This is a genomic window from Pantoea sp. X-Soil-ISGK-259 (assembly GCF_059730705.1).
On the sequence record NZ_AP035986.1, the window covers coordinates 131,000 to 151,203 of the forward strand.

The following is a 20,204-nucleotide window of genomic DNA, read 5'->3' on the forward strand; positions in this document are numbered from 1 at the left end:
CCGATCGGGAAAAAGCCGGACTTTTCAGACGGTAAAAAAGTCAGTTTATGGGATATACTGGCGGGCATTGTACTGTCTGCTATCTGGGCTTTTTTCATCGTCAGGAGAGAATTTTTGCGCGTAAGCCGGTCACTTACGATAAAGCAGATGGCGACAGTTTCGCTGGTTGCGGTTATCACCATCAGTATCTTTATCGTCATCCAACTGTTTCATTTTGTGCAGCAGCGCAGAATTGACTACGCCCAGCAGATGGAGAATATCGCGCACACCGTCCGTCAGCCGCTGTCGGAAGCGGTGCTGCGCGCCGATATTCCTCAGGCCGAACGTATTCTTCACTCCCTGAAACCGGCCGGTATTTTATCGCGCGCCGATGTGGTGCTGCCGAATGCGTTCCAGGCACTGCATGCCGATTTCGAGGTGGAAAAACCGGTGCCGCGTCTGGTCGCCCGCCTGTTTGAGCTGCCGGTACAGATTACCCTGCCGCTCTATTCAGTCGAAAATACCGGGATGCCGAAGCCGCTGGCCTATCTGGTGTTGCAGGCTAACTCGACGCGCGTCTACCAGTTTATCCTCAGCACGCTCTCGACCATGATTATCACCTATCTGTTGCTGGCGCTGATTCTTTCCGTGGCGATCAGCTGGTGCATTAACCGGCTGGTGGTGCATCCGCTGCGCAATCTCTCTCGCGAACTGCAGGAGCTGCCGCCCCAGTCGATTCTGACGCACAAGCTGTCGCTACCGCAGAGCCACCGTGATGATGAAATCGGTATGCTGGTCCGTAGCTACAACCGCAATCAGCAGGTGCTGGAGTCAATCCATGATGAGATGAGCCGGCTGACGACCCATTTTCCCGTCACCGATCTGCCCAACCGCACTCTGTTTCTGGCGCTGGTCGATCAGTGCATGCGCATGCCTGAACAGTCACTGGGTCTGATGGTCATCCGCATTGAAACCCTCCAGGAAGCTAACGGCGTACTCAGCGATGAGCAGCGCGATACACTGATGCTGACGCTGGTGGAGAAGATCCGTAATACCCTGGACGACCATACTTTGCTGGCGCAGACCGGGACCAGCGATTTTGTCCTGCTAATGAAGCGTGCAAGCAATCCGTTCCGCGCGCTGCGTCTGGCGCGTAATCTGATGATTCGCCTTAATCAGCCGGTTAACCTCCATCAGCTCCAGCTGCGCCCAAATCTCAGCATCGGTCTGGCGCTGCATGAGGATCAGCCGCTGAGCGCGAATGAGCTGCTTGACCGCGCGACGTCGGCGATGATGTCGGCCCGTCATCAGGGCAAAAATCAGATCCTGTTCTTTGATGCCGCACTGACTGAGCGCGCGCAGAAGCGTCTGACTCAGGAGCATGACATCCTGCAGGGTCTGCATGATGATCAGTTCGCGCTTTACCTGCAACCGCAGGTCGATATGCGGACCGGCGCGTTAACCGGCGCCGAAGCCCTGTTGCGCATGCGCCAGCCAGACGGCAGTTATGGTCTTACCGAAGAATTTATTGCCAGCGCCGAAGAGATTGGCGTGATTAGCGCGATAGGTCGCTGGGTGTTTGAAGAGGCGTGCCGCATTCTGGCTGGCTGGCAGCGCCAGGGCATTATGCTGCCGCTGAGTGTGAATATTTCCGCTGTGCAACTGCGGGACACCGGCGTGGTCTCTCATCTGCAAGCCCTGCTGACGCGCCACCGCATCGCACCCGACACGCTGGTGCTGGAAGTGACAGAGACCGCTCAGCTTGATGATGCAGAACAGGCGATGTCGATGCTGCGCCTGTTGCAGCAGACCGGCGTCGCCGTGGCCCTGGATGATTTTGGCATGGGCTACTCCAACCTGAACTATCTGCATCAGCTGAAAGCGTTGCCGGTAAACAAGCTGAAGATGGATCGCAGCTTCGTGGCGGCGCTACCGCATGACGACACAATGGTCCGTATCGTCGCGGCTATCGCCGAGATTATCCACCTTGAAGTGATTGCCGAAGGCGTGGAAACAGCCGAGCAGCGCGACTGGCTTCTGGCGCGCGGTATCGCTATCGGGCAGGGCTATCTCTACGCTGAAGCCCTGCCTCTGACCCGATTTAATCAGGCGTGGATTGAAAACTCCTCACTGCCGCAATAATTGCCTGATTCATTGATTTTGCGAGAATTTTAGTTACAAAACCCCTTGCTGAAGCGTTTCAGTTCAGAATTACGATCCCAGGGTTTCCTGGGCGTTTGTCACCCTGTATTAATCACGTAAACAGAGTGTTATTTTCGGGTTACTGTCAGGCGCTACCTCTGTTGCCTGACAGTCACAATAACGAATCCGACAACATCACCTCACGGCGTTAGTGGACACCTGTTTATGAAAACCTCACTTTTTAAAAGCCTTTATTTCCAGGTGCTGATGGCGATTGGCATCGGCGTTTTGTTAGGCCATTTTTACCCGGAGTTAGGGACCCAGATGAAGCCGCTGGGAGATGCCTTTGTTAAGTTAATCAAGATGATTATCGCCCCGGTCATTTTCTGTACCGTGGTGACCGGCATCGCTGGCATGGAAAGCATGAAAGCGGTAGGACGGACCGGTGCGGTTGCGCTGCTCTATTTTGAAATTGTCAGCACCATCGCGCTGCTTATCGGCCTGATCGTGGTGAACGTGGTGCAGCCAGGTGCCGGGATGAACGTTGATCCTGCCACGCTGGATGCCAAAGCTGTGGCGATGTACGCGCAGCAGGCTGAGCAACAGGGTGTCGTCGCTTTCCTGCTGGATATTATCCCCAACAGCGTGATTGGCGCCTTTGCCAGCGGCAACATTCTGCAGGTACTGCTGTTTGCCATTCTGTTTGGTTTTGCCCTGCATCGTCTGGGTAACACCGGCACGCTGATTTTCAACGTGATTGAAAATTTCTCAAAAGTGATTTTCGGCATTATCAATATGATCATGCGTCTGGCACCGATAGGGGCATTTGGCGCAATGGCGTTCACCATCGGTAAATATGGCGTGGGTTCACTGGTGCAACTCGGCCAGCTGATTATCTGTTTCTATATCACCTGTATTCTGTTTGTGGTGATTGTGCTGGGGCTGATTGCGCGTCTGTTTGCCGGGTTCAGCATCTTCAAGTTTATCGCCTACATAAAAGAAGAGCTGCTGATTGTGCTGGGGACTTCCTCTTCCGAATCTGCGCTGCCGCGCATGCTGGATAAGATGGAGAAGCTGGGCTGCAAGAAATCGGTGGTCGGGCTGGTGATTCCCACCGGCTATTCCTTTAACCTGGACGGCACCTCGATTTACCTGACCATGGCGGCGGTATTTATTGCTCAGGCGACCAATGCGCACATGGATATCTTCCATCAGATTACGCTGCTGGTGGTGCTGCTGCTCTCTTCCAAAGGTGCGGCGGGGGTAACCGGAAGTGGATTCATCGTGCTGGCGGCGACGCTCTCTGCGGTGGGCCATCTGCCGGTGGCGGGTCTGGCGTTGATTCTCGGTATTGACCGCTTTATGTCCGAAGCCCGTGCGCTGACTAACCTGATTGGTAACGGTGTAGCGACCGTGGTGGTGGCGAAATGGGTCGACCAGCTGGATCATAAACAGCTGACCGATACGCTGGCAGGCCGAAATAAAGAGAATAAAGCGACTGAATCTTCAATTTAATCATTGAATTTAACTTAAATCCCCACAAATGCCCGCTGTCGCTTGCCCTGACAGCGGGCATTTGCATAATAAACCCCACTTGTTTTTTTTGACGTTTTTCACTTCGTTACGCGACATCCTGAGCTTCCTGTGGTCAAACACTTTGTTGTTGGATAACAGCGCGATTCGGCGCCAGCCGATTCGTTAATAACAGCGGCAATATGCGCCAGTGATAACAATATTTGAATTATTTGAGTAGGGGTTCACATGCAGGGCACCAGAATTCGGCTTTTGGTTGGTGGATTAGTGCTGGCAAGCAGCTTTGGTCTCCAGGCAGAAACGCTGCAACCGGATCCGGCCTGGCAGGAAGGCAAGCTGGATAATGGATTTAACTGGCAGTTACTGGCCACACCGCAACGCCCCAGCGACCGCATTGAACTGCGGCTGGTGGTGAATACCGGTTCGCTGGTAGAGAGTGCGCAACAGACGGGCTTCAGTCATCTGCTGTCGCGCCTGGCGATGGTGCATAACACCGCGCTTGATAACAACCAGCAACGCGCGCTATGGCAACAGGCGATGGATCCACAGCGTCCGCTGCCGCCTGTCATTACCTCCTATGACTCCACCCAATATAATCTGAGTCTGCCGAATAACCGTCCCGAACTGCTGAAAGAAGCACTGAACTGGCTGGCGGCCACGGCGGGCAATATGGCTATCACCGAACAGGTGGTCAACACTGCGCTGGCCGCCTCCGATCCGGTGGCGACCTGGCCGAAAGATTCGCAGGATGTCTGGTGGCGCTACCGCCTGAAGGGCTCTGCGCTGCTGGCGCACGATCCCGCCGCGCAGCCGCGCGCACCCGTCGATTTAACCCAGCTCAACGATTTTTATCATCAGTGGTACACCCCTGATGCGATGACGCTCTACGTTGTTGGCAATGTTGATAGCCGGAACCTTTCTGAGCAGATCAACAAAACCTTCTCGGCGCTAACCGGGAAACGTGAAACGCCTGCACCTCTGCCCACCCTGTCGCCGCTGCCGCACGAGCCGGTGAATCTGGTGAGCAGCAACATGACGCAGGATCGTCTCTCACTGGTGTGGGATACGCCGTGGCAACCGATTCGGGACTCCCAGAATCTGCAACGTTACTGGCAGGGCGACCTGGCCCGTGAAGCGCTGTTCTGGCATGTCCAGCGTGCACTCAGCGACAGCAAGGCGCAGGGCATCCAGGTAGGATTTGATTGCCGCGTGCTCTATCAGCGTGCGCAGTGCTCGATCAACATGGACGGGCGCAACGACAACCTGGCGCAGAATATGAATCTGGTGGCGCGCGAGCTGGCGAACGTGCGTGATAAAGGCATTCCGCAGGAGGAGTTTGATGCGCTGATGGCGCAGAAGCTGCTGGAGCTGAATAAGCTCTTTACCACCTATGCCCGCACCGATACCGATGTGCTGATGAGCCAGCGCCTGCGATCTCAGCAGAACGCCGTGGTCGATATTGCGCCTGAGCAGTATCAGAAGCTGCGTCAGACTTTCCTGGCCGGCCTGACCCGTGAACAGTTGAACCAGGAGCTGCGCCAGCAGCTGACGCAGGAACTGATGATGGTTCTGATTCAGCCGGAAGGCGAAGCGGAAACTAACGTGAAGAGCCTGCAGGAGAGCTGGGACAAAGTAATGTCACCGGCAACGGCACCGGCGACCAGCAATGAAGCCAGCCCGCCGGATAGCAACGTCAAAGACGTTCCGCCCGCCGCTTAACGTCAGGTTTTTGCCCTGAGCCACTCGGTCACTAACATCGGCCAGCTGGCGAGGGGCAAATCTGCCACGCCACGGATACCAAATCCGTGCCCGCCTTTCTGATAGAAATGCACCTCTGCCGGCACCTTATGCTCACGCAGCGCGCCAAAAAACGCCATGCTGTGATTCACCGAGACATCATCATCGTCGGCGGCGTGGATCAACAGTGTCGGTGGCACCAGCGGATGAACACGGGTTTCCATTGAATAGGCTTCAATGGTTTTCTGATCCGGCCACGCACCCAGCAGGCGGGTTCTGGCACCCTCATGGGCAATGCCATCACGCATGCTGATCAGCGGATAAACCAGTACCATCGCATCCGGACGCGGCGAGAAGTTTTCTGCGCCATCCTGCACCGGATAGAGTTTCTCTGCGAAACGCGTTCCCAGACTGGCTGCCACGTGGCCGCCCGCCGAAAAGCCCATCATCACAATGTATTTACCGTTCAGGCCACGCTGTGCCCGTTCACGCAGGACGCGAACCGCACGCTGCGCATCGGCCAATGGCGCGTCGGGACCTTCATGATGTCCATCATAGGGCAGGCGATAGGTCATAACCGCCAGGGTGTAACCCATCGATGTAAAGAAGGTGGCCAGGGCGCTGCCTTCACGATCAATCATCACGCGCTGATAGCCACCACCCGGTGCAACCAGCAGGGTAATCCCGTTTGATTCGACCGGATGCCAGATCGCCATCTCAGGGCAACGTACGCCGGTCGCTGCGCGATCGTAAGGCTCATACTCTTTTGCCATATCGACGATCTGCGGCTCTGCGCGCGAATCGCTGGCGCCTGGCGCATCACCGTGTGGCCAGATATTAATAATTTCTGTGTGCATAAATAGATCCTGATGCGGGGAATATTTTAATTGTTTTGTTCGCGGCCGGAGAGAACAGCGTCCTGCTGTCTTTTGATTAAAAGATGGTCTTTTTTCAGGCGGTCGTCCATCCGAAAAGGGCAAATCTGACCAGATTCGGACTATGCCTGGTGGTGGATCCATTTATATAAATGATTAATTTTAATCAATAAATTATAAGGCGGGTTGAAGAGGGATGCCGCTGGAAGTCCGTCATTAACCACGAATTTGCAGCTTAAGGTAAATGGCTGGCATGGCTCGCTTTGTTAGCCAAAATTTACCGGATATCACGCTGTGTGCTGTTCAGACAGCATAATGATTTTACCGCCAGAATCACGTTCACTTCGCTGCAGGGGCTTAAGTGCCAGTCTCATTTGGGAATGTTCAGCGTCGGGCAGTTTCCTGTTGGTTGATGAGGTTTAACATAACATCAGCCGTTCATTCACAACGGTAAGATGAATTCCATGTTTGATAACGATCTCTCTACCCGGCAAACCTTCTCTCGTTTGTGGCCGACGATTTCTCCCTTCAGACTGGGGCTGGTGGTTGCGGGTGTCGCCCTGATCGTCAACGCTGCAATCGATCCATTGATGCTGACGTTGCTGAAGACGCTGCTTGACGATGTGATTGGCAGGAATAACCACGGCATTCTGATCTGGATGCCGCTGGTGATTATCGGGCTGATCCTGGTCCGCGGTGTGAGCGGCTATATCTCCAGTTACTGTATCTCCTGGGTATCAGGCAAAGTGGTCATGGCCCTGCGTTGTCGACTGTTCAGCCATATGATGGGCATGCCGGTGGCTTTTTTTGATCAGCAATCAACCGGCACGTTGCTCTCCCGTATCAGCTACGACTGCGAACAGGTCGCCTCCTCTTCGTCCGGTTCGCTGGTGACGGTGGTCCGTGAGGGAGCCTCTATTCTTGGCCTGTTTGTGATGATGTTCTACTACAGCTGGCAGCTTTCCCTGATCCTGCTGGTGCTGGCACCCATTGTGTCGCTGGCGATTCGCATCGTCTCCAGGCGCTTTCGCGGTATTAGCAAGAACATGCAGAACACCATGGGGCAGGTAACGTCTCATGCAGAGCAGATGCTGAAAGGTCATAAAGAGGTACTGATGTTCGGCGGCCAGCAGGTCGAGACGACCCGCTTCGAACAGGTCAGCAACAACATGCGTCGTCAGGGGATGAAAATGGTCTCAGCGACCTCGCTCTCCGATCCCATTATTCAGCTGCTCGCCTCCTCTGCGCTCGCCTTTGTGCTCTATGCGGCGAGTTTTCCCTCTGTGATGGCCACACTGACGGCGGGTTCTATCAGTGCGGTGTTTTCCGCCATGCTGATGCTGATGCGTCCGTTAAAGTCACTGACTAACGTTAACGCCCAGTTCCAGCGCGGTATGGCTGCCTGTCAGACACTGTTTGCCATCCTGGATACTGAACAGGAAAAAGATGAAGGAACATACGTGATTGAACGCGCGACCGGCAATATAGAATTTCGCGATGTCACCTTTACCTATCCGGGATCGGAAACGCCCGCGCTGGAGCATATTAACCTGACCATTCCCGCCGGTAAAACTGTGGCGCTGGTGGGCCGTTCCGGTTCGGGTAAATCGACTCTCGCCAGCCTGCTGACACGCTTTTACGACATCGACAGCGGAGAGATTTTGCTGGATGGTCATGCGCTGCGTGACTACACCCTGGCCTCGCTGCGTGAGCAGGTGGCACTGGTCTCTCAGCACGTTCACCTCTTCAACGACACGGTCGCCAACAACATCGCTTATGCCCGTACCGACGTCTTCAGCCGTGAAGCAATCGAAAAGGCGGCACAGATGGCCCATGCTATGGAATTCATTAATAAAATGGATAACGGACTGGATACAGTGATTGGGGAGAACGGGGTGCTGTTGTCGGGTGGGCAGCGCCAGCGCATCGCGATTGCCCGCGCCCTGCTGCGCGACAGTCCAATTCTGATCCTCGACGAGGCGACCTCGGCGCTGGATACCGAATCTGAACGCGCCATTCAGTCTGCGCTGGAGACGCTGCAGCAGAACCGGACCACGCTGATCATCGCTCACCGGCTCTCAACCATTGAAAAGGCCGATGAAATTCTGCTGGTAGAAGAGGGGAGGATTGTGGAGCGCGGCTCGCATCAGCAGCTCCTGCAGAAGAACGGCGCGTATACACGGCTCTATAAGATGCAGTTCAGCCAGCCGCTGTGTGCGTAAGAGGTGTGAATGCCAGAAGCTAAAAAATGCGCCTCCGGGCGCATTTTCGTCATCACCATTCGCCGATCGATCTTCACGACGCTAACGGCTACAGCATCATTCAGGCATCGCCGCTGCCGGAATTATCGCGCCGCGATGCTGAATCACGATACTGGCTGTCAGATGCCCACGCTGCGCGGCTTCCTCCGCAGAAGCCCCGGTCAGACGGCGCGCCAGATACCCGGCACTGAATGAATCACCGGCAGCAGTCGTATCGATCACTTTCTCTTTCGCCAGACGCACCGCAGGCACATCAATCAGCGGCGCATCGCCGGTGACCACCAGACAGGAGTCGGCACCGCGCTTAATCACGATTTCGCTGGCGCCCGCCTGACGGGTTCGTGCGATAACCTCTTCCAGCGGCGCTTCGCCCCACAGCAGATGCTCATCATCCAGTGTCAGGAAGGCGATATCGGTACAGTTCAGCATGGCGCGATATGCAGCCTGCGCACTGGCGCGATCGGCCCATAAACGCGGGCGGTAGTTATTATCAAAAATCACCTTGCCGCCATTTGCCCGGCAACGGGCCAGTAGCGTCATTAGCTTCTCACGGCTGGACGGCGGCAGAATAGCCAGACTGATGCCGCTGAGATAGAGATAATCGTAGTGCGACAATTGCCCGGCTATCTCCTCAGATTGCGGGCTATCAAGCCAGTAACGCGCCGCAGCATCGCTGCGCCAGTACCAGAAAGTACGCTCGCCATCGGCATCCGTTTCAATCACATACAGGCCCGGCATCTTATTATCGAGGCGCTGGATCAGGTCCGTATTCACCTTCTCCTGCTGCCAGGCGGCGATCATCTGATCGCTGAACGAATCCGTTCCCAGCGCAGTGACATAATCGACCCGCAACTGCTGCTCATCGACCTGGCGGGCGAGATAAACTGCCGTGTTAAGCGTATCGCCGCCAAAGCCCCGTTTGATGTTCTCACCCTTTTCGGACAGCTCAATCATGCATTCGCCAATAATGGCGATTTTCTTGTGCGTCATGGTTTCAGACCTGTAGTGAAATATCGTCCTAGTCTCGCGTCTGGTATGGCAGACGTCAATGATTTTAAAACGCCGTTTTAATTTAACTTAAGGCATGAAACAGCCTCGATCTGGCAGATAAACGCGGCTAACGTCGGCTTGTTTAGCCGATTATGTTAGCGAGACGGCTGATAAACTCGCCGTTTTATATTGCCATGCCGTTCATCTTAATATCACAGGCACTTTTGATAATCGCTCAGTCACCCATTTTGGGGACTTGTTACCACTCAGGGAAATAGCATGGTGATGGAGAGTATTAGCCAATGGCTGCCGTCTTCAAACGACCTTAAACTCCACCCGGAAACCCCGCTCTTCTGGCAACAATGTCATCGACGCTATCGGTTTCAGCCCATCTACCGGGTTACCGGTCAATTACTTGCCATTGAACTCCTGACTGCCGTGTCGCATCCTTCTGAACCGGAACGGAATCTTTCGCCTGAAGCCTGGTTTGCCGGACTCGATATTGCCCGGCGCCTGGATGTCGTGCATGAGCAGCTTGAACTGCTGGCAGAATGGAGCGAATTTTTTAAGCGCAGTGATATGGTCGCTTCGGTCAACATAGACGGTCCTTCACTGCTCGCCATTCAGCAACGACCCGCCATTCGCCGCCTGATTGCCCAGCTGCCCTGGATACGGTTTGAGCTCACCGAGCATCAGGCGCTGCCGCAGGAGGAGAAAGTGGCGAAAATACCGGAACTGGGGCCGCTGTGGCTGGATGATTTTGGTTCAGGTATGGCAAATTTCTCAGCGCTGACTGAACTGAAATATGATTACATCAAGCTGTCGCGCGACCTGTTTATTATGCTGGGCACGACGGATGAAGGGCGGAGTCTCTTTTCGATGCTGCTTGCGCTGATTAATCGTTACTGTAACGGTGTCATTGTTGAAGGGGTGGAAACGGAAGCGCAGTGGCAGCAGGTCAAAGCGTCGCCTGCGATTGCTGCACAGGGCTATTACTTTTCGCGTCCCGTCCCCTTTTCTGAATTGAATCACCTCACTCTCCAGCTTCCCTGATGCCGTTGCTCGTGGTCTCGACTATCTTTAACGCAGACCGTGAATGTGCAAGGAGAAAGCGTAATGTCGCGTACCGGGAAAATCGTCAGCTGGGTAGCAGGTATTCTGGTGCTGTTGATTGTGGTGATTATCGTTGTGATCGCTACCTTTGACTGGAACCGCCTGAAGCCCACCATTAATCAGAAAGTCTCAACAGAATTAAACCGTCCCTTTGCGATACGCGGGGATCTGGGCATCGACTGGGCACGAAATCGCGACGAGGCAGGCTGGCGGCGCTGGGTGCCGTGGCCGCAGATCCATGCGGAAGATATTATGCTGGGCAACCCGCCTGACATTTCTGACGTCACCATGGTGCATCTGCAGCGTGTCGACGCCACGCTGTCACCCCTGTCGTTACTGCATAAAGAGCTGTTCATCCCGTGGATTAAGCTGCAGCGACCCGATGCGCGACTGATCCAGACCGCCGATAAAAAGAACAACTGGACCTTTACCCTTGCTGACAGCGACAAGGATGAGAAGAATGCCGCGCCATCGGCCTGGTCCTTCCGTCTGGATAATATTCTGTTTGATCAGGGCCAGATTCGTTATCGCGACGCCATTAACCGCGCCGATGTCACGGTACAGGTCAATCCACTGGGCAAACCGGTGCCGTATACGCAGATCGCCGGAGGCGATGACCAGCAGAAAGGCGCAGGCGACTTTGTCTTTGGCTGGCAGGCCAGCGGCACCTACAACAACGAGAAACTCACTGGCGACGGCAAGATTGGGGGCATGCTGTCATTGCGAAGCCAGAACACCCCCTTCCCGATTCAGGCCGATGTGCGCAACGGCACCACGCGGGTTCAGGTGACTGGCGGTTTGCAGGATCCAATGAACCTCGGCGGGCTTAACGTGCGACTACGCTTCTCGGGCGATACGCTGGCTAATCTTTATGGCCTGACCGGTGTTCTGTTGCCTGACACACCGCCTTATGAAACTGACGGCCATCTGATAGCGAAATTCAATGGTAAAAAGGGCGCGGTCTACCGCTATGAGAAATTCAATGGTCACATTGGTGACAGCGATATTCATGGCTCGCTGATCTACCGCCAGGTCAAACCTCGCCCGACGCTCAGCGGCGAAATGACCTCTGAGCAACTGCGTATGGCCGATCTGGGTCCACTCATTGGCGTGGACTCCGGTAAAGGCAGTGAAAAAACCGCGCAGGCCAAAGCGCGTCGCGGTGAGAAATCGAACCAGCCTGCTGATCGCGTGCTGCCGCATGATAAATTCGAGACCAAAAACTGGGATGTGATGGATGCCGACGTGAAGTTCAGCGGCAAACGGATCGAACACAGTAATTCACTGCCGTTAAGCGATCTCTATACCCACTTACAGATGAAAAACGGCGATCTGCTGCTGGACCCGCTGCGCTTTGGTGTAGCGGGCGGCAATCTCAACAGCACTATCCGGCTGGAGGGTGATCACTCGCCAATGCGCGGTCGGGTTGACCTTCATGTTCGTAAGCTGCAACTGCGTCAGCTCTTCCCGACGGTGGAGGCGATGAAGAACAGCCGTGGTCAGCTCAATGGCGATGCCAGCTTTACCGGCACCGGTAACTCAGTGGCCGACCTGCTGGGAACCAGTAACGGGCAACTTAAGCTGCTGATGAATGACGGTCTGATCAGCCGCAGCCTGATGGAAATTGCCGGTCTCAATGTCGGTAACTATGTGGTGGGTAAACTGTTTGGCGATGACCAGGTGCGCATCAACTGCGCCGCCACCGATCTCAAACTGCAGAATGGTGTGGCAACGCCCAACCTGTTTGTGTTTGACACCGAGAACGCGATTATCAATGTCTCCGGCAACGCAAACTTCGCCAGCGAGCGGCTTGATTTGTCGGTGAATCCGGAGAGTAAAGGCATTCGCATCGTGACGCTGCGCTCGCCGCTCTATGTGCGCGGCACCTTTAAAAATCCTGATGCGGGCGTGAAAACGGGGCCACTGCTGGCGCGTGGTGCCGCTGCCGTGGCGCTGGGCGCGGTCGTAGGTCCTGCAGCGGCGCTGCTGGCACTGATCTCTCCAAGTGATAACGAAGATAACCAGTGCAGCACCGTCCTGCAGCAGATGAAGCAGAAGAAGTAACTAGTTGCGGTAGAGCACTTTGATAATGTGATAACCAAAGCCGGTCTTTACCGGCCCGTAAGGCGTCAGCAGCGGGCAGGTAAAGACCGCTTTATCAAAGGCCGGTACCATCTGTCCCTGACGGAATTCGCCCAGATCGCCACCCTTCCGGCCGGAAGGACAGGTTGAGTGCTTCTTTGCCAGCTCCTGAAAATTGCCGCCTTTCGCCAGTTTCGTCAGAATCTCTTTTGCCAGCGCTTCCTCTTTAACGAGGATGTGTAAAGCCGCCGCGGTTTTCGCCATGTTGGTATCTCGGTTGTGTATAATTGCCGCCCAGTATAAACCCCTTTCTTTTGATCTAATCAGGCGATTTCTCCTATGCGTTTAAACCCCAGCCAACAACGTGCCGTCGAATTTGTTACCGGTCCCTGTCTGGTGCTGGCGGGCGCGGGATCGGGCAAAACCCGCGTGATTACCAATAAAATCGCCCACCTGATTCGTGAATGCGGCTATCAGGCGCGCCATATCGCTGCGGTGACCTTTACCAATAAGGCCTCGCGCGAAATGAAAGAGCGTGTGGCGCAAACCCTGGGCCGCAAAGAGGCGCGCGGCCTGCTGATTTCGACCTTCCATACGCTGGGACTGGAGATCATCAAACGCGAAACCGCGGCGCTGGGCATGAAGTCCAACTTCTCCCTGTTCGACGATCAGGATCAGCTTGCGCTGCTGAAAGAGCTGACCAAAGAGTGGCTGGAAGAGGATAAGACGCTGTTACAGCAACTCATTTCCACCATCTCGAACTGGAAGAATGATCTGATCGATCCGCAGGGGGCCGCCGCGCTGGCGCGTTCGCAACAGGATAATATTTTTGCTCACTGCTATGCCCTTTACAGCCAGCATCTTAAGTCGTGCAACGTGCTCGATTTCGATGACCTGATTCTGCTGCCGACGCTGCTGCTGCAGCGTAATCAGGAGGTGCGTGAACGCTGGCAGCAGCGTATCCGCTATCTGCTGGTGGATGAGTATCAGGACACCAACACCAGTCAGTATGAGCTGGTTAAACTGCTGGTTGGCGCACGGGCGCGCTTCACGGTGGTCGGCGATGATGATCAGTCCATCTACTCCTGGCGTGGTGCGCGGCCGCAGAATCTGGTGCTGCTGAATCAGGACTTCCCTGCGCTGGAGGTCGTGAAGCTGGAGCAGAACTACCGCTCTTCGCAGCGCATCCTGAAGGCGGCGAATATCCTGATTGCTAACAACCCGCACGTCTTTGAAAAAAAATTGTTTTCGGAACTGGGGCAGGGCAGCGAGCTGAAAGTGCTGACCGCTAACAGCGAAGAGCATGAGGCGGAACGGGTGACCGGCGAACTGATCGCACATCACTTTATCAACCGGACGCAGTATAAAGATTACGCGATCCTCTATCGCGGCAATCATCAGTCACGGACCTTTGAAAAGTTTCTGATGCAGAACCGCATCCCTTATCGCATCTCTGGTGGCACTTCGTTCTTCTCGCGACCCGAGATCAAAGATCTGCTCGCCTATTTGCGCGTGCTGACCAATCCTGAAGATGACAGCGCGTTCCTGCGTATCGTCAATACGCCGCGCCGTGAGATTGGCCCGGCTACGCTGCAGAAGCTCGGTGAGTGGGCCAATCTGCGCAGCAAGAGCCTGTTTAATGCCAGTTTTGATGTCGGCCTGGGGCAGACGCTAAGTGGCCGTGGTCTGGAGCATCTGCAGCGCTTCACCCACTGGCTGAATGAGATTATCCAGCTCACTGAACGTGAACCCGTGAATGCGGTGCGCGATTTGATCCGCGGCATCGACTACGAAAGCTGGCTGTTCGAAACCTCCGGCAGTCCGAAAGCCGCCGAAATGCGGATGAAGAACGTCAACACGCTGTTTCAGTGGATGACAGAAATGCTGGAAGGCACTGATATTGATGAGCCGATGACGCTGGCGCAGGTGGTAACGCGCTTTACTCTGCGCGACATGATGGAACGCGGTGAAAGTGATGAAGAGCTGGATCAGGTACAGCTGATGACGTTGCACGCCTCTAAAGGACTGGAGTTCCCCTATGTGTTCCTGGTGGGCATGGAAGAGGGGCTGTTGCCGCATCAGAGCAGCATTGATGAGAACAATATCGAAGAGGAGCGACGGCTGGCTTACGTCGGGATCACCAGGGCGCAGAAAGAGCTGACCTTTACCCTGTGTCGTGAACGCCGGCAATATGGCGAGTTAATCCGGCCTGAACCCAGCCGTTTTCTGCTGGAGCTGCCGCAGGACGATTTGCAATGGGAGACCGAGCGCAAAGTGGTCAGCGCGGAAGAGCGGATGAAAACCGGACAGAGCCGTGTCGCCGGTCTGAGAGCGATGCTGGATAAGGCGAAAAAGAGTTAAACCGGTGCAGGAGGCGAAGACATTTCGCCTCACACGGGTACCATTACGACAGGGTTAACAACCAGTGGACGTAAGACTGATAGTGGCTTTCCTGCTCCAGCAGTTCGCTGCGCAGCGGATGCGCTTCCAGCCAGCCTGCGGGCAGGGTCAGATGCAGGGCATCGTCGTCTGCCTGTAGCCGCACAGCAGGCAGGGTGTCGTCGCGACGGCGGGTGGAGAAAATAATCGCCAGTCGCAGCAGACGGCACATCCTTTCCGCCAGACGCGGCGGCAGGGCGTTTTGCTGGGTCAGCAACGCCAGGTCGATGCTACCGCTCTGGTTTTGCAGCAAACAGGCCAGCAGCTTCTTCTGCGCCGGTGTGAAGCCGGGAAGGTCGAGGTGACGGACCAGATACGCCGCGTGCTGTGGCGCATGACGGAAGTCGACGCTCAGGCCGATTTCGTGGATCGCGCAGGCGCTGAGCAACAGCTCACGGCAGCGCTGATCCAGCTTCCACGGCGCAGAAACCTGACGGAAGAAACTTTCTGCCAGTTGACGCACGCGGTCTGCCTGTTCGACATCGATGCTGAAACGGCGCTGGACGTTTTGCAGCGTGCGGGTGCGGATATCGCGGTCAATAGGCAGATGCAGCATGCCGTAGACCAGTCCTTCCCGCAGTGCGCCGCCCGCCAGTGTCATGCTATCAATGCTGAGTTCCTGGAAGATGGCGATCAGGATCGACAGGCCACTGGGGAAGACCAGCGCCCGCTCCAGCGTCAGCCCTTCGATTTCCAGCTCTTCCAGTTTGCCGCACTGAATAGCGCGCTGCTTCAACTGCTGCAGTTTATTCAGCGTGATGCGCTCATCCATGCCCTGCGCCACCATGATCTCCTGCAGTGCCTGAACCGTGCCGGATGCCCCGACACAGGCCTGCCAGCCCTGTTCACGCAGTTGCGCTGCCACGGGCTGGATCATCTCACGCGCCGCCAGTTCGGCCTGATCAAAGTTCTCTTTGGCCAGGTGACGATCGCTGAAGAAGCGCTCCAGCCACGTCACACAGCCCATCGACAGACTAAACAACACCGAAGCATGTGAGCCATCGCCGGTGGCCAGCTCGGTGCTGCCGCCGCCGATATCGACCACTAAACGCTGGTCGGACCCGCCCGTGGTGTGGGCCACGCCCTGATAGATCAGGCGCGCCTCTTCTTCACCGCTGATAACGTTGATAGTACAGCCGAGAATCTGTTGAGCCGTATCAAGAAAGGTCTGCGCATTGGCAGCCAGACGCAATGTGGCGGTCGCCACCACGCGAATCTGATCGGGGGGAATATCCTGCAGTTGTTCAGAGAAGAGTCTGAGGCATTGCCAGCCACGCGACATCGCATCGGCTGACAGCAGGTTATTTTTATCCAGGCCGGCAGCAAGGCGAACCTTGCGCTTTATTTTTGCGATGGTCTGAATACTGCCAGATACCTCGCGCACCACCAACATATGAAAGCTGTTAGATCCTAAATCAATCGCTGCATAAAGTGACGATGCGCTTAGCATGGTGCCCTAACCTGAACGTTTACGGTTGTTGTTGCGAGGCGCGCCGCGACGATTGGCGTTATTTCCCCCGCGACGCGGGCCGTTGCCGGAACGACTGCGTTGCAGACGCTTAGGCGGCGGTAAATCAGTTAACAACGCTTCACTGCTGTACTTGCTGACCGGGATGCTATGGCCAATGTACTCTTCAATCGAAGGCAGGTTCAGCGCGTACTCTTCACAGGCCAGGCTGATAGAGTGTCCGCTGGCGCCCGCACGACCGGTACGGCCAATACGGTGAACATAATCTTCACAGTCGTCTGGCAGATCGTAGTTAAAGACGTGGGTTACCGCCGGGATGTGCAGGCCGCGAGCTGCAACATCAGTTGCGACCAGAATATCTACATCGCCTTTGGTGAAGTCATCCAGAATACGCAGACGCTTCTTCTGAGCAACGTCGCCGGTCAGCAGGCCGACGCGGTGTCCATCAGCAGCCAGGTGGCCCCAGACATCTTCACAGCGGTGCTTGGTGTTGGCAAAAATAATGGCGCGATCGGGCCACTCTTCTTCCAGCAGGGTCTGCAGCAGGCGCATTTTCTCTTCGTTAGACGGATAGAAAAGCTCTTCCTGAATGCGATGGCCGGTTTTTTGTTCCGGTTCCACTTCCACATATTCAGCACTGTTCATGTGCTCAAATGCCAGTTCACGGACGCGATAAGAAAGGGTGGCCGAGAACAGCATGCTCAGACGCTGGGTAGCCGGCGGCATGCGACGGAACAGCCAGCGAATATCTTTAATAAAGCCGAGATCGAACATGCGATCGGCTTCGTCCAGCACCATAACCTGAATAGCACCGAGGTTAACGTGATTCTGTTTCGCGTAGTCGATCAGGCGACCGGTGGTTGCCACCAGAATATCAACGCCCTGCTCAAGCACTTTCAGCTGTTTGTCATACCCGTCTCCGCCATAGGCGAGACCCAGTTTCAGGCCGGTTGAGGCGGTAAGGGGTTCGGCATCTGCATGAATCTGCACAGCAAGTTCACGCGTCGGCGCAAGAATTAATGCCCGTGGCTGGTTAACCTGACGGCCTTCCGCCGCAGGATGAGAGAGAAGATGATGAAACGTTGACGTCAGAAACGCCATCGTTTTGCCGGTACCGGTTTGCGCCTGGCCTGCAACATCACGCCCTGAAAGCGTAAAAGGCAGAGCTAACGCCTGAATCGGCGTGCAGTATTGAAAGCCTTTAGTATCAAGGGCTTCCACCACTTTTGGGTGCAGGGCGAAGTCGGAAAACTTCTGTTCAGTTAAGTGTGTTTTGCTCATAGTGTGGTAGAATATCAGCTTACTATCGCTTTACGAAAGCGTATCCGATGAAATAAAGTCAACCAACATTGGTATATTTTACGCCAATTCGCCAGGCATAATCTTGTGGAGTAAAACATGAGCAGCGATAAAATCGTTCATCTGACTGATGACAGTTTCGACACCGACGTGCTGAAAGCCGACGGCGTTACACTGGTAGATTTCTGGGCTGAATGGTGTGGTCCTTGCAAAATGATCGCGCCAATCCTTGATGAAGTTGCTGAAGAGTATGATGGCAAGCTGACCATCGCTAAGCTGAATATTGACGATAACCCAGGCACGGCACCGAAGTATGGCATTCGTGGTATCCCGACGCTGCTGCTGTTTAAAAATGGCGAAGTCGCCGCGACCAAAGTGGGCGCGTTGTCTAAAGGCCAGCTGAAAGAGTTCCTGAACGCCAATCTGGCGTAATGCAGGACTGAATGTCTGGCAGTGGTGAATTTATCTCCTGCTGCTGGACGTTCACTTTCAGGCGTGCTAAGTTACCAATACTGCATTACGAACTTACCTTGTAGTTAGCATCTAAAGTTTTCCCTTGTTGAACCCTGTCGCCCTGTACCTTATAAAGGTAGAACGGTTCAGCAATCTTACGGTTAGCTCCAACTCTGGCATCACATTCGGACACCTTCTTGCATACCGATCGCCATTTCATACGATGATCGTCGGGAAGAGCCGAAAAGAGCCATTAACGGCATGGATTAATTGCCATACCACTCACGACAAACATTCCGAGTATTACCCCGAGTTTAAGAACCCATCACTATGAATCTTACCGAATTAAAGAATACGCCGGTTGCTGAGCTGATTACTCTCGGCGAAAATATGGGACTGGAAAACCAGGCTCGTATGCGCAAGCAGGACATTATCTTTTCAATCCTGAAGCAACACGCAAAAAGCGGCGAAGACATCTTCGGTGATGGCGTGCTGGAGATCCTTCAGGATGGATTTGGATTCCTCCGTTCCGGAGACAGCTCCTACCTCGCCGGCCCCGATGATATCTACGTTTCTCCCAGCCAAATCCGCCGTTTCAACCTCCGCACGGGTGACACCATCTCTGGCAAAATCCGTCCACCAAAAGAAGGTGAACGTTATTTTGCGCTGCTGAAAGTTAACGAAGTTAACTACGACAAGCCGGAAAACGCGCGTAATAAGATTCTGTTCGAAAACCTCACGCCGCTGCACGCAAATAAACGTCTGCGTATGGAGCGGGGTAATGGCTCAACGGAAGATTTAACCGCACGCGTACTCGATCTGGCCTCGCCAATCGGTCGTGGTCAGCGTGGTCTGATTGTGGCACCGCCGAAAGCCGGTAAAACCATGCTGCTGCAGAATATCGCGCAGAGCCTGGCGTATAACTACCCGGATTGCGTGCTGATGGTGCTGCTGATCGATGAGCGTCCGGAAGAAGTGACCGAGATGCAGCGTCTGGTGAAAGGCGAAGTTATCGCTTCAACCTTCGATGAGCCAGCTTCACGCCACGTTCAGGTTGCTGAAATGGTGATCGAAAAGGCCAAGCGTCTGGTTGAACACAAGAAAGATGTCATCATCCTGCTCGACTCAATCACACGTCTGGCGCGTGCCTACAACACCGTGGTTCCTGCTTCAGGTAAAGTCCTGACCGGTGGTGTGGATGCCAACGCCCTGCATCGTCCAAAGCGTTTCTTTGGTGCTGCACGTAACGTGGAAGAGGGCGGTAGCCTGACCATCATCGCGACCGCGCTGGTTGATACCGGTTCTAAGATGGACGAAGTGATTTACGAAGAGTTTAAAGGTACCGGTAACATGGAACTGCATCTCGCCCGTAAAATTGCTGAAAAACGCGTCTTCCCGGCGATTGATTACAACCGCTCTGGTACGCGTAAAGAAGAGCTGCTGACCTCTCAGGAAGAGCTGCAGAAGATGTGGATCCTGCGTAAGATTATTCACCCAATGGGCGAAATCGACGCAATGGAGTTCCTCATCAACAAGCTGGCGATGACCAAAACCAATGATGAATTCTTCGACATGATGAAGCGTTCTTAATCCGGGATTGCCAGGCCGAAGCACAGATTCGGCTTTTTTAGTCCAGATGCGCAGAAAATCGACCTTACGCCACGTCTCAACGTGGCGTTTTTCATTTGTGAGCTATAGGATTGAACACTGGCAGGAGCATTTATAATGACTGTGGTAGTGATGGCGAACTTTTGACCGTTCGTCTGTCTCTTAATGCAGAATTCGGAATCCGACACAGCGACCGGCGCGTTTTTTCGCGTATTGTTGTGCGGG

Annotated in this window: 14 protein-coding genes; 9 read left to right on the plus strand and 5 right to left on the minus strand. The window is 54.8% G+C overall.

Going from position 1 to position 20,204, the window contains the following annotated elements:
* Window positions 1-114 precede the first annotated feature (114 nt).
* From hmsP to AC6I77_RS00595, 3 genes are all read left to right on the plus strand, one after another.
* Window positions 115-2,121 (plus strand): biofilm formation regulator HmsP, encoded by a 2,007-nt coding sequence (hmsP, locus tag AC6I77_RS00585; RefSeq protein ID WP_375150737.1) that lies wholly within the window; start codon window positions 115-117, stop codon window positions 2,119-2,121.
* A gap of 225 nt (window positions 2,122-2,346) precedes the next feature.
* Window positions 2,347-3,636, plus strand: a complete 1,290-nt coding sequence (locus tag AC6I77_RS00590) for a dicarboxylate/amino acid:cation symporter (RefSeq protein ID WP_003851983.1) — start codon at window positions 2,347-2,349, stop codon at window positions 3,634-3,636.
* A 246-nt stretch (window positions 3,637-3,882) separates the two neighbouring features.
* The gene (locus tag AC6I77_RS00595; protein WP_008926420.1) at window positions 3,883-5,373 is read left to right on the plus strand and encodes a M16 family metallopeptidase; all 1,491 of its coding nucleotides are present in this window, start codon (window positions 3,883-3,885) and stop codon (window positions 5,371-5,373) included.
* 2 nt (window positions 5,374-5,375) lie between these two features.
* Here AC6I77_RS00595 and AC6I77_RS00600 read toward each other — a convergent pair whose 3' ends face one another.
* Window positions 5,376-6,248 carry an alpha/beta hydrolase gene (locus tag AC6I77_RS00600; protein WP_003851978.1) on the minus strand — a complete coding sequence of 291 codons (873 nt, stop codon included), beginning with the start codon at window positions 6,246-6,248 and terminating at the stop codon, window positions 5,376-5,378.
* 482 nt (window positions 6,249-6,730) lie between these two features.
* Between AC6I77_RS00600 and msbA the strand changes: the two genes are divergently transcribed.
* Window positions 6,731-8,488, plus strand: a complete 1,758-nt coding sequence (gene msbA, locus AC6I77_RS00605) for a lipid A ABC transporter ATP-binding protein/permease MsbA (RefSeq protein ID WP_497816677.1) — start codon at window positions 6,731-6,733, stop codon at window positions 8,486-8,488.
* A 96-nt stretch (window positions 8,489-8,584) separates the two neighbouring features.
* Here msbA and kdgK read toward each other — a convergent pair whose 3' ends face one another.
* On the minus strand, window positions 8,585-9,517 hold the full coding sequence (kdgK, locus tag AC6I77_RS00610) for a 2-dehydro-3-deoxygluconokinase (RefSeq protein WP_110411748.1): 933 nt from the start codon (window positions 9,515-9,517) through the stop codon (window positions 8,585-8,587).
* Window positions 9,518-9,796: 279 nt separating this feature from the next.
* Between kdgK and pdeH the strand changes: the two genes are divergently transcribed.
* A complete protein-coding gene (gene pdeH / locus AC6I77_RS00615) occupies window positions 9,797-10,570 on the plus strand; it encodes a cyclic-guanylate-specific phosphodiesterase (RefSeq protein ID WP_003851972.1) in 774 nt (257 codons plus the stop codon).
* Window positions 10,571-10,633: 63 nt separating this feature from the next.
* Window positions 10,634-12,694, plus strand: coding sequence for an AsmA family protein (locus AC6I77_RS00620; RefSeq protein ID WP_497816678.1), 2,061 nt, complete (start codon window positions 10,634-10,636; stop codon window positions 12,692-12,694).
* On the opposite strand, the gene ppiC is transcribed toward AC6I77_RS00620, so the two are convergent.
* Window positions 12,695-12,976, minus strand: a complete 282-nt coding sequence (gene ppiC, locus AC6I77_RS00625) for a peptidylprolyl isomerase PpiC (protein ID WP_312545504.1) — start codon at window positions 12,974-12,976, stop codon at window positions 12,695-12,697.
* Window positions 12,977-13,051: 75 nt separating this feature from the next.
* On the opposite strand from ppiC, the gene rep reads away from it, so the two are divergent.
* Entirely contained in the window at window positions 13,052-15,073 is a 2,022-nt protein-coding gene (rep, locus tag AC6I77_RS00630) for a DNA helicase Rep (RefSeq protein WP_003851968.1), read from the plus strand.
* A 43-nt stretch (window positions 15,074-15,116) separates the two neighbouring features.
* On the opposite strand, the gene gppA is transcribed toward rep, so the two are convergent.
* Both gppA and rhlB read right to left on the minus strand, forming a co-directional pair.
* Window positions 15,117-16,601 (minus strand): guanosine-5'-triphosphate,3'-diphosphate diphosphatase, encoded by a 1,485-nt coding sequence (gppA, locus tag AC6I77_RS00635; RefSeq protein ID WP_497816679.1) that lies wholly within the window; start codon window positions 16,599-16,601, stop codon window positions 15,117-15,119.
* A 6-nt stretch (window positions 16,602-16,607) separates the two neighbouring features.
* The gene (gene rhlB, locus AC6I77_RS00640) at window positions 16,608-17,900 is read right to left on the minus strand and encodes an ATP-dependent RNA helicase RhlB (protein WP_003851965.1); all 1,293 of its coding nucleotides are present in this window, start codon (window positions 17,898-17,900) and stop codon (window positions 16,608-16,610) included.
* 117 nt (window positions 17,901-18,017) lie between these two features.
* On the opposite strand from rhlB, the gene trxA reads away from it, so the two are divergent.
* Window positions 18,018-18,350: a thioredoxin TrxA gene (gene trxA / locus AC6I77_RS00645; protein WP_003851963.1), complete on the plus strand. Its 333-nt coding sequence runs from the start codon at window positions 18,018-18,020 to the stop codon at window positions 18,348-18,350.
* Between the two features lie 351 nt (window positions 18,351-18,701).
* Window positions 18,702-19,961 carry a transcription termination factor Rho gene (rho, locus tag AC6I77_RS00650; RefSeq protein WP_003851960.1) on the plus strand — a complete coding sequence of 420 codons (1,260 nt, stop codon included), beginning with the start codon at window positions 18,702-18,704 and terminating at the stop codon, window positions 19,959-19,961.
* The last annotated feature ends 243 nt before the right edge of the window (window positions 19,962-20,204 follow it).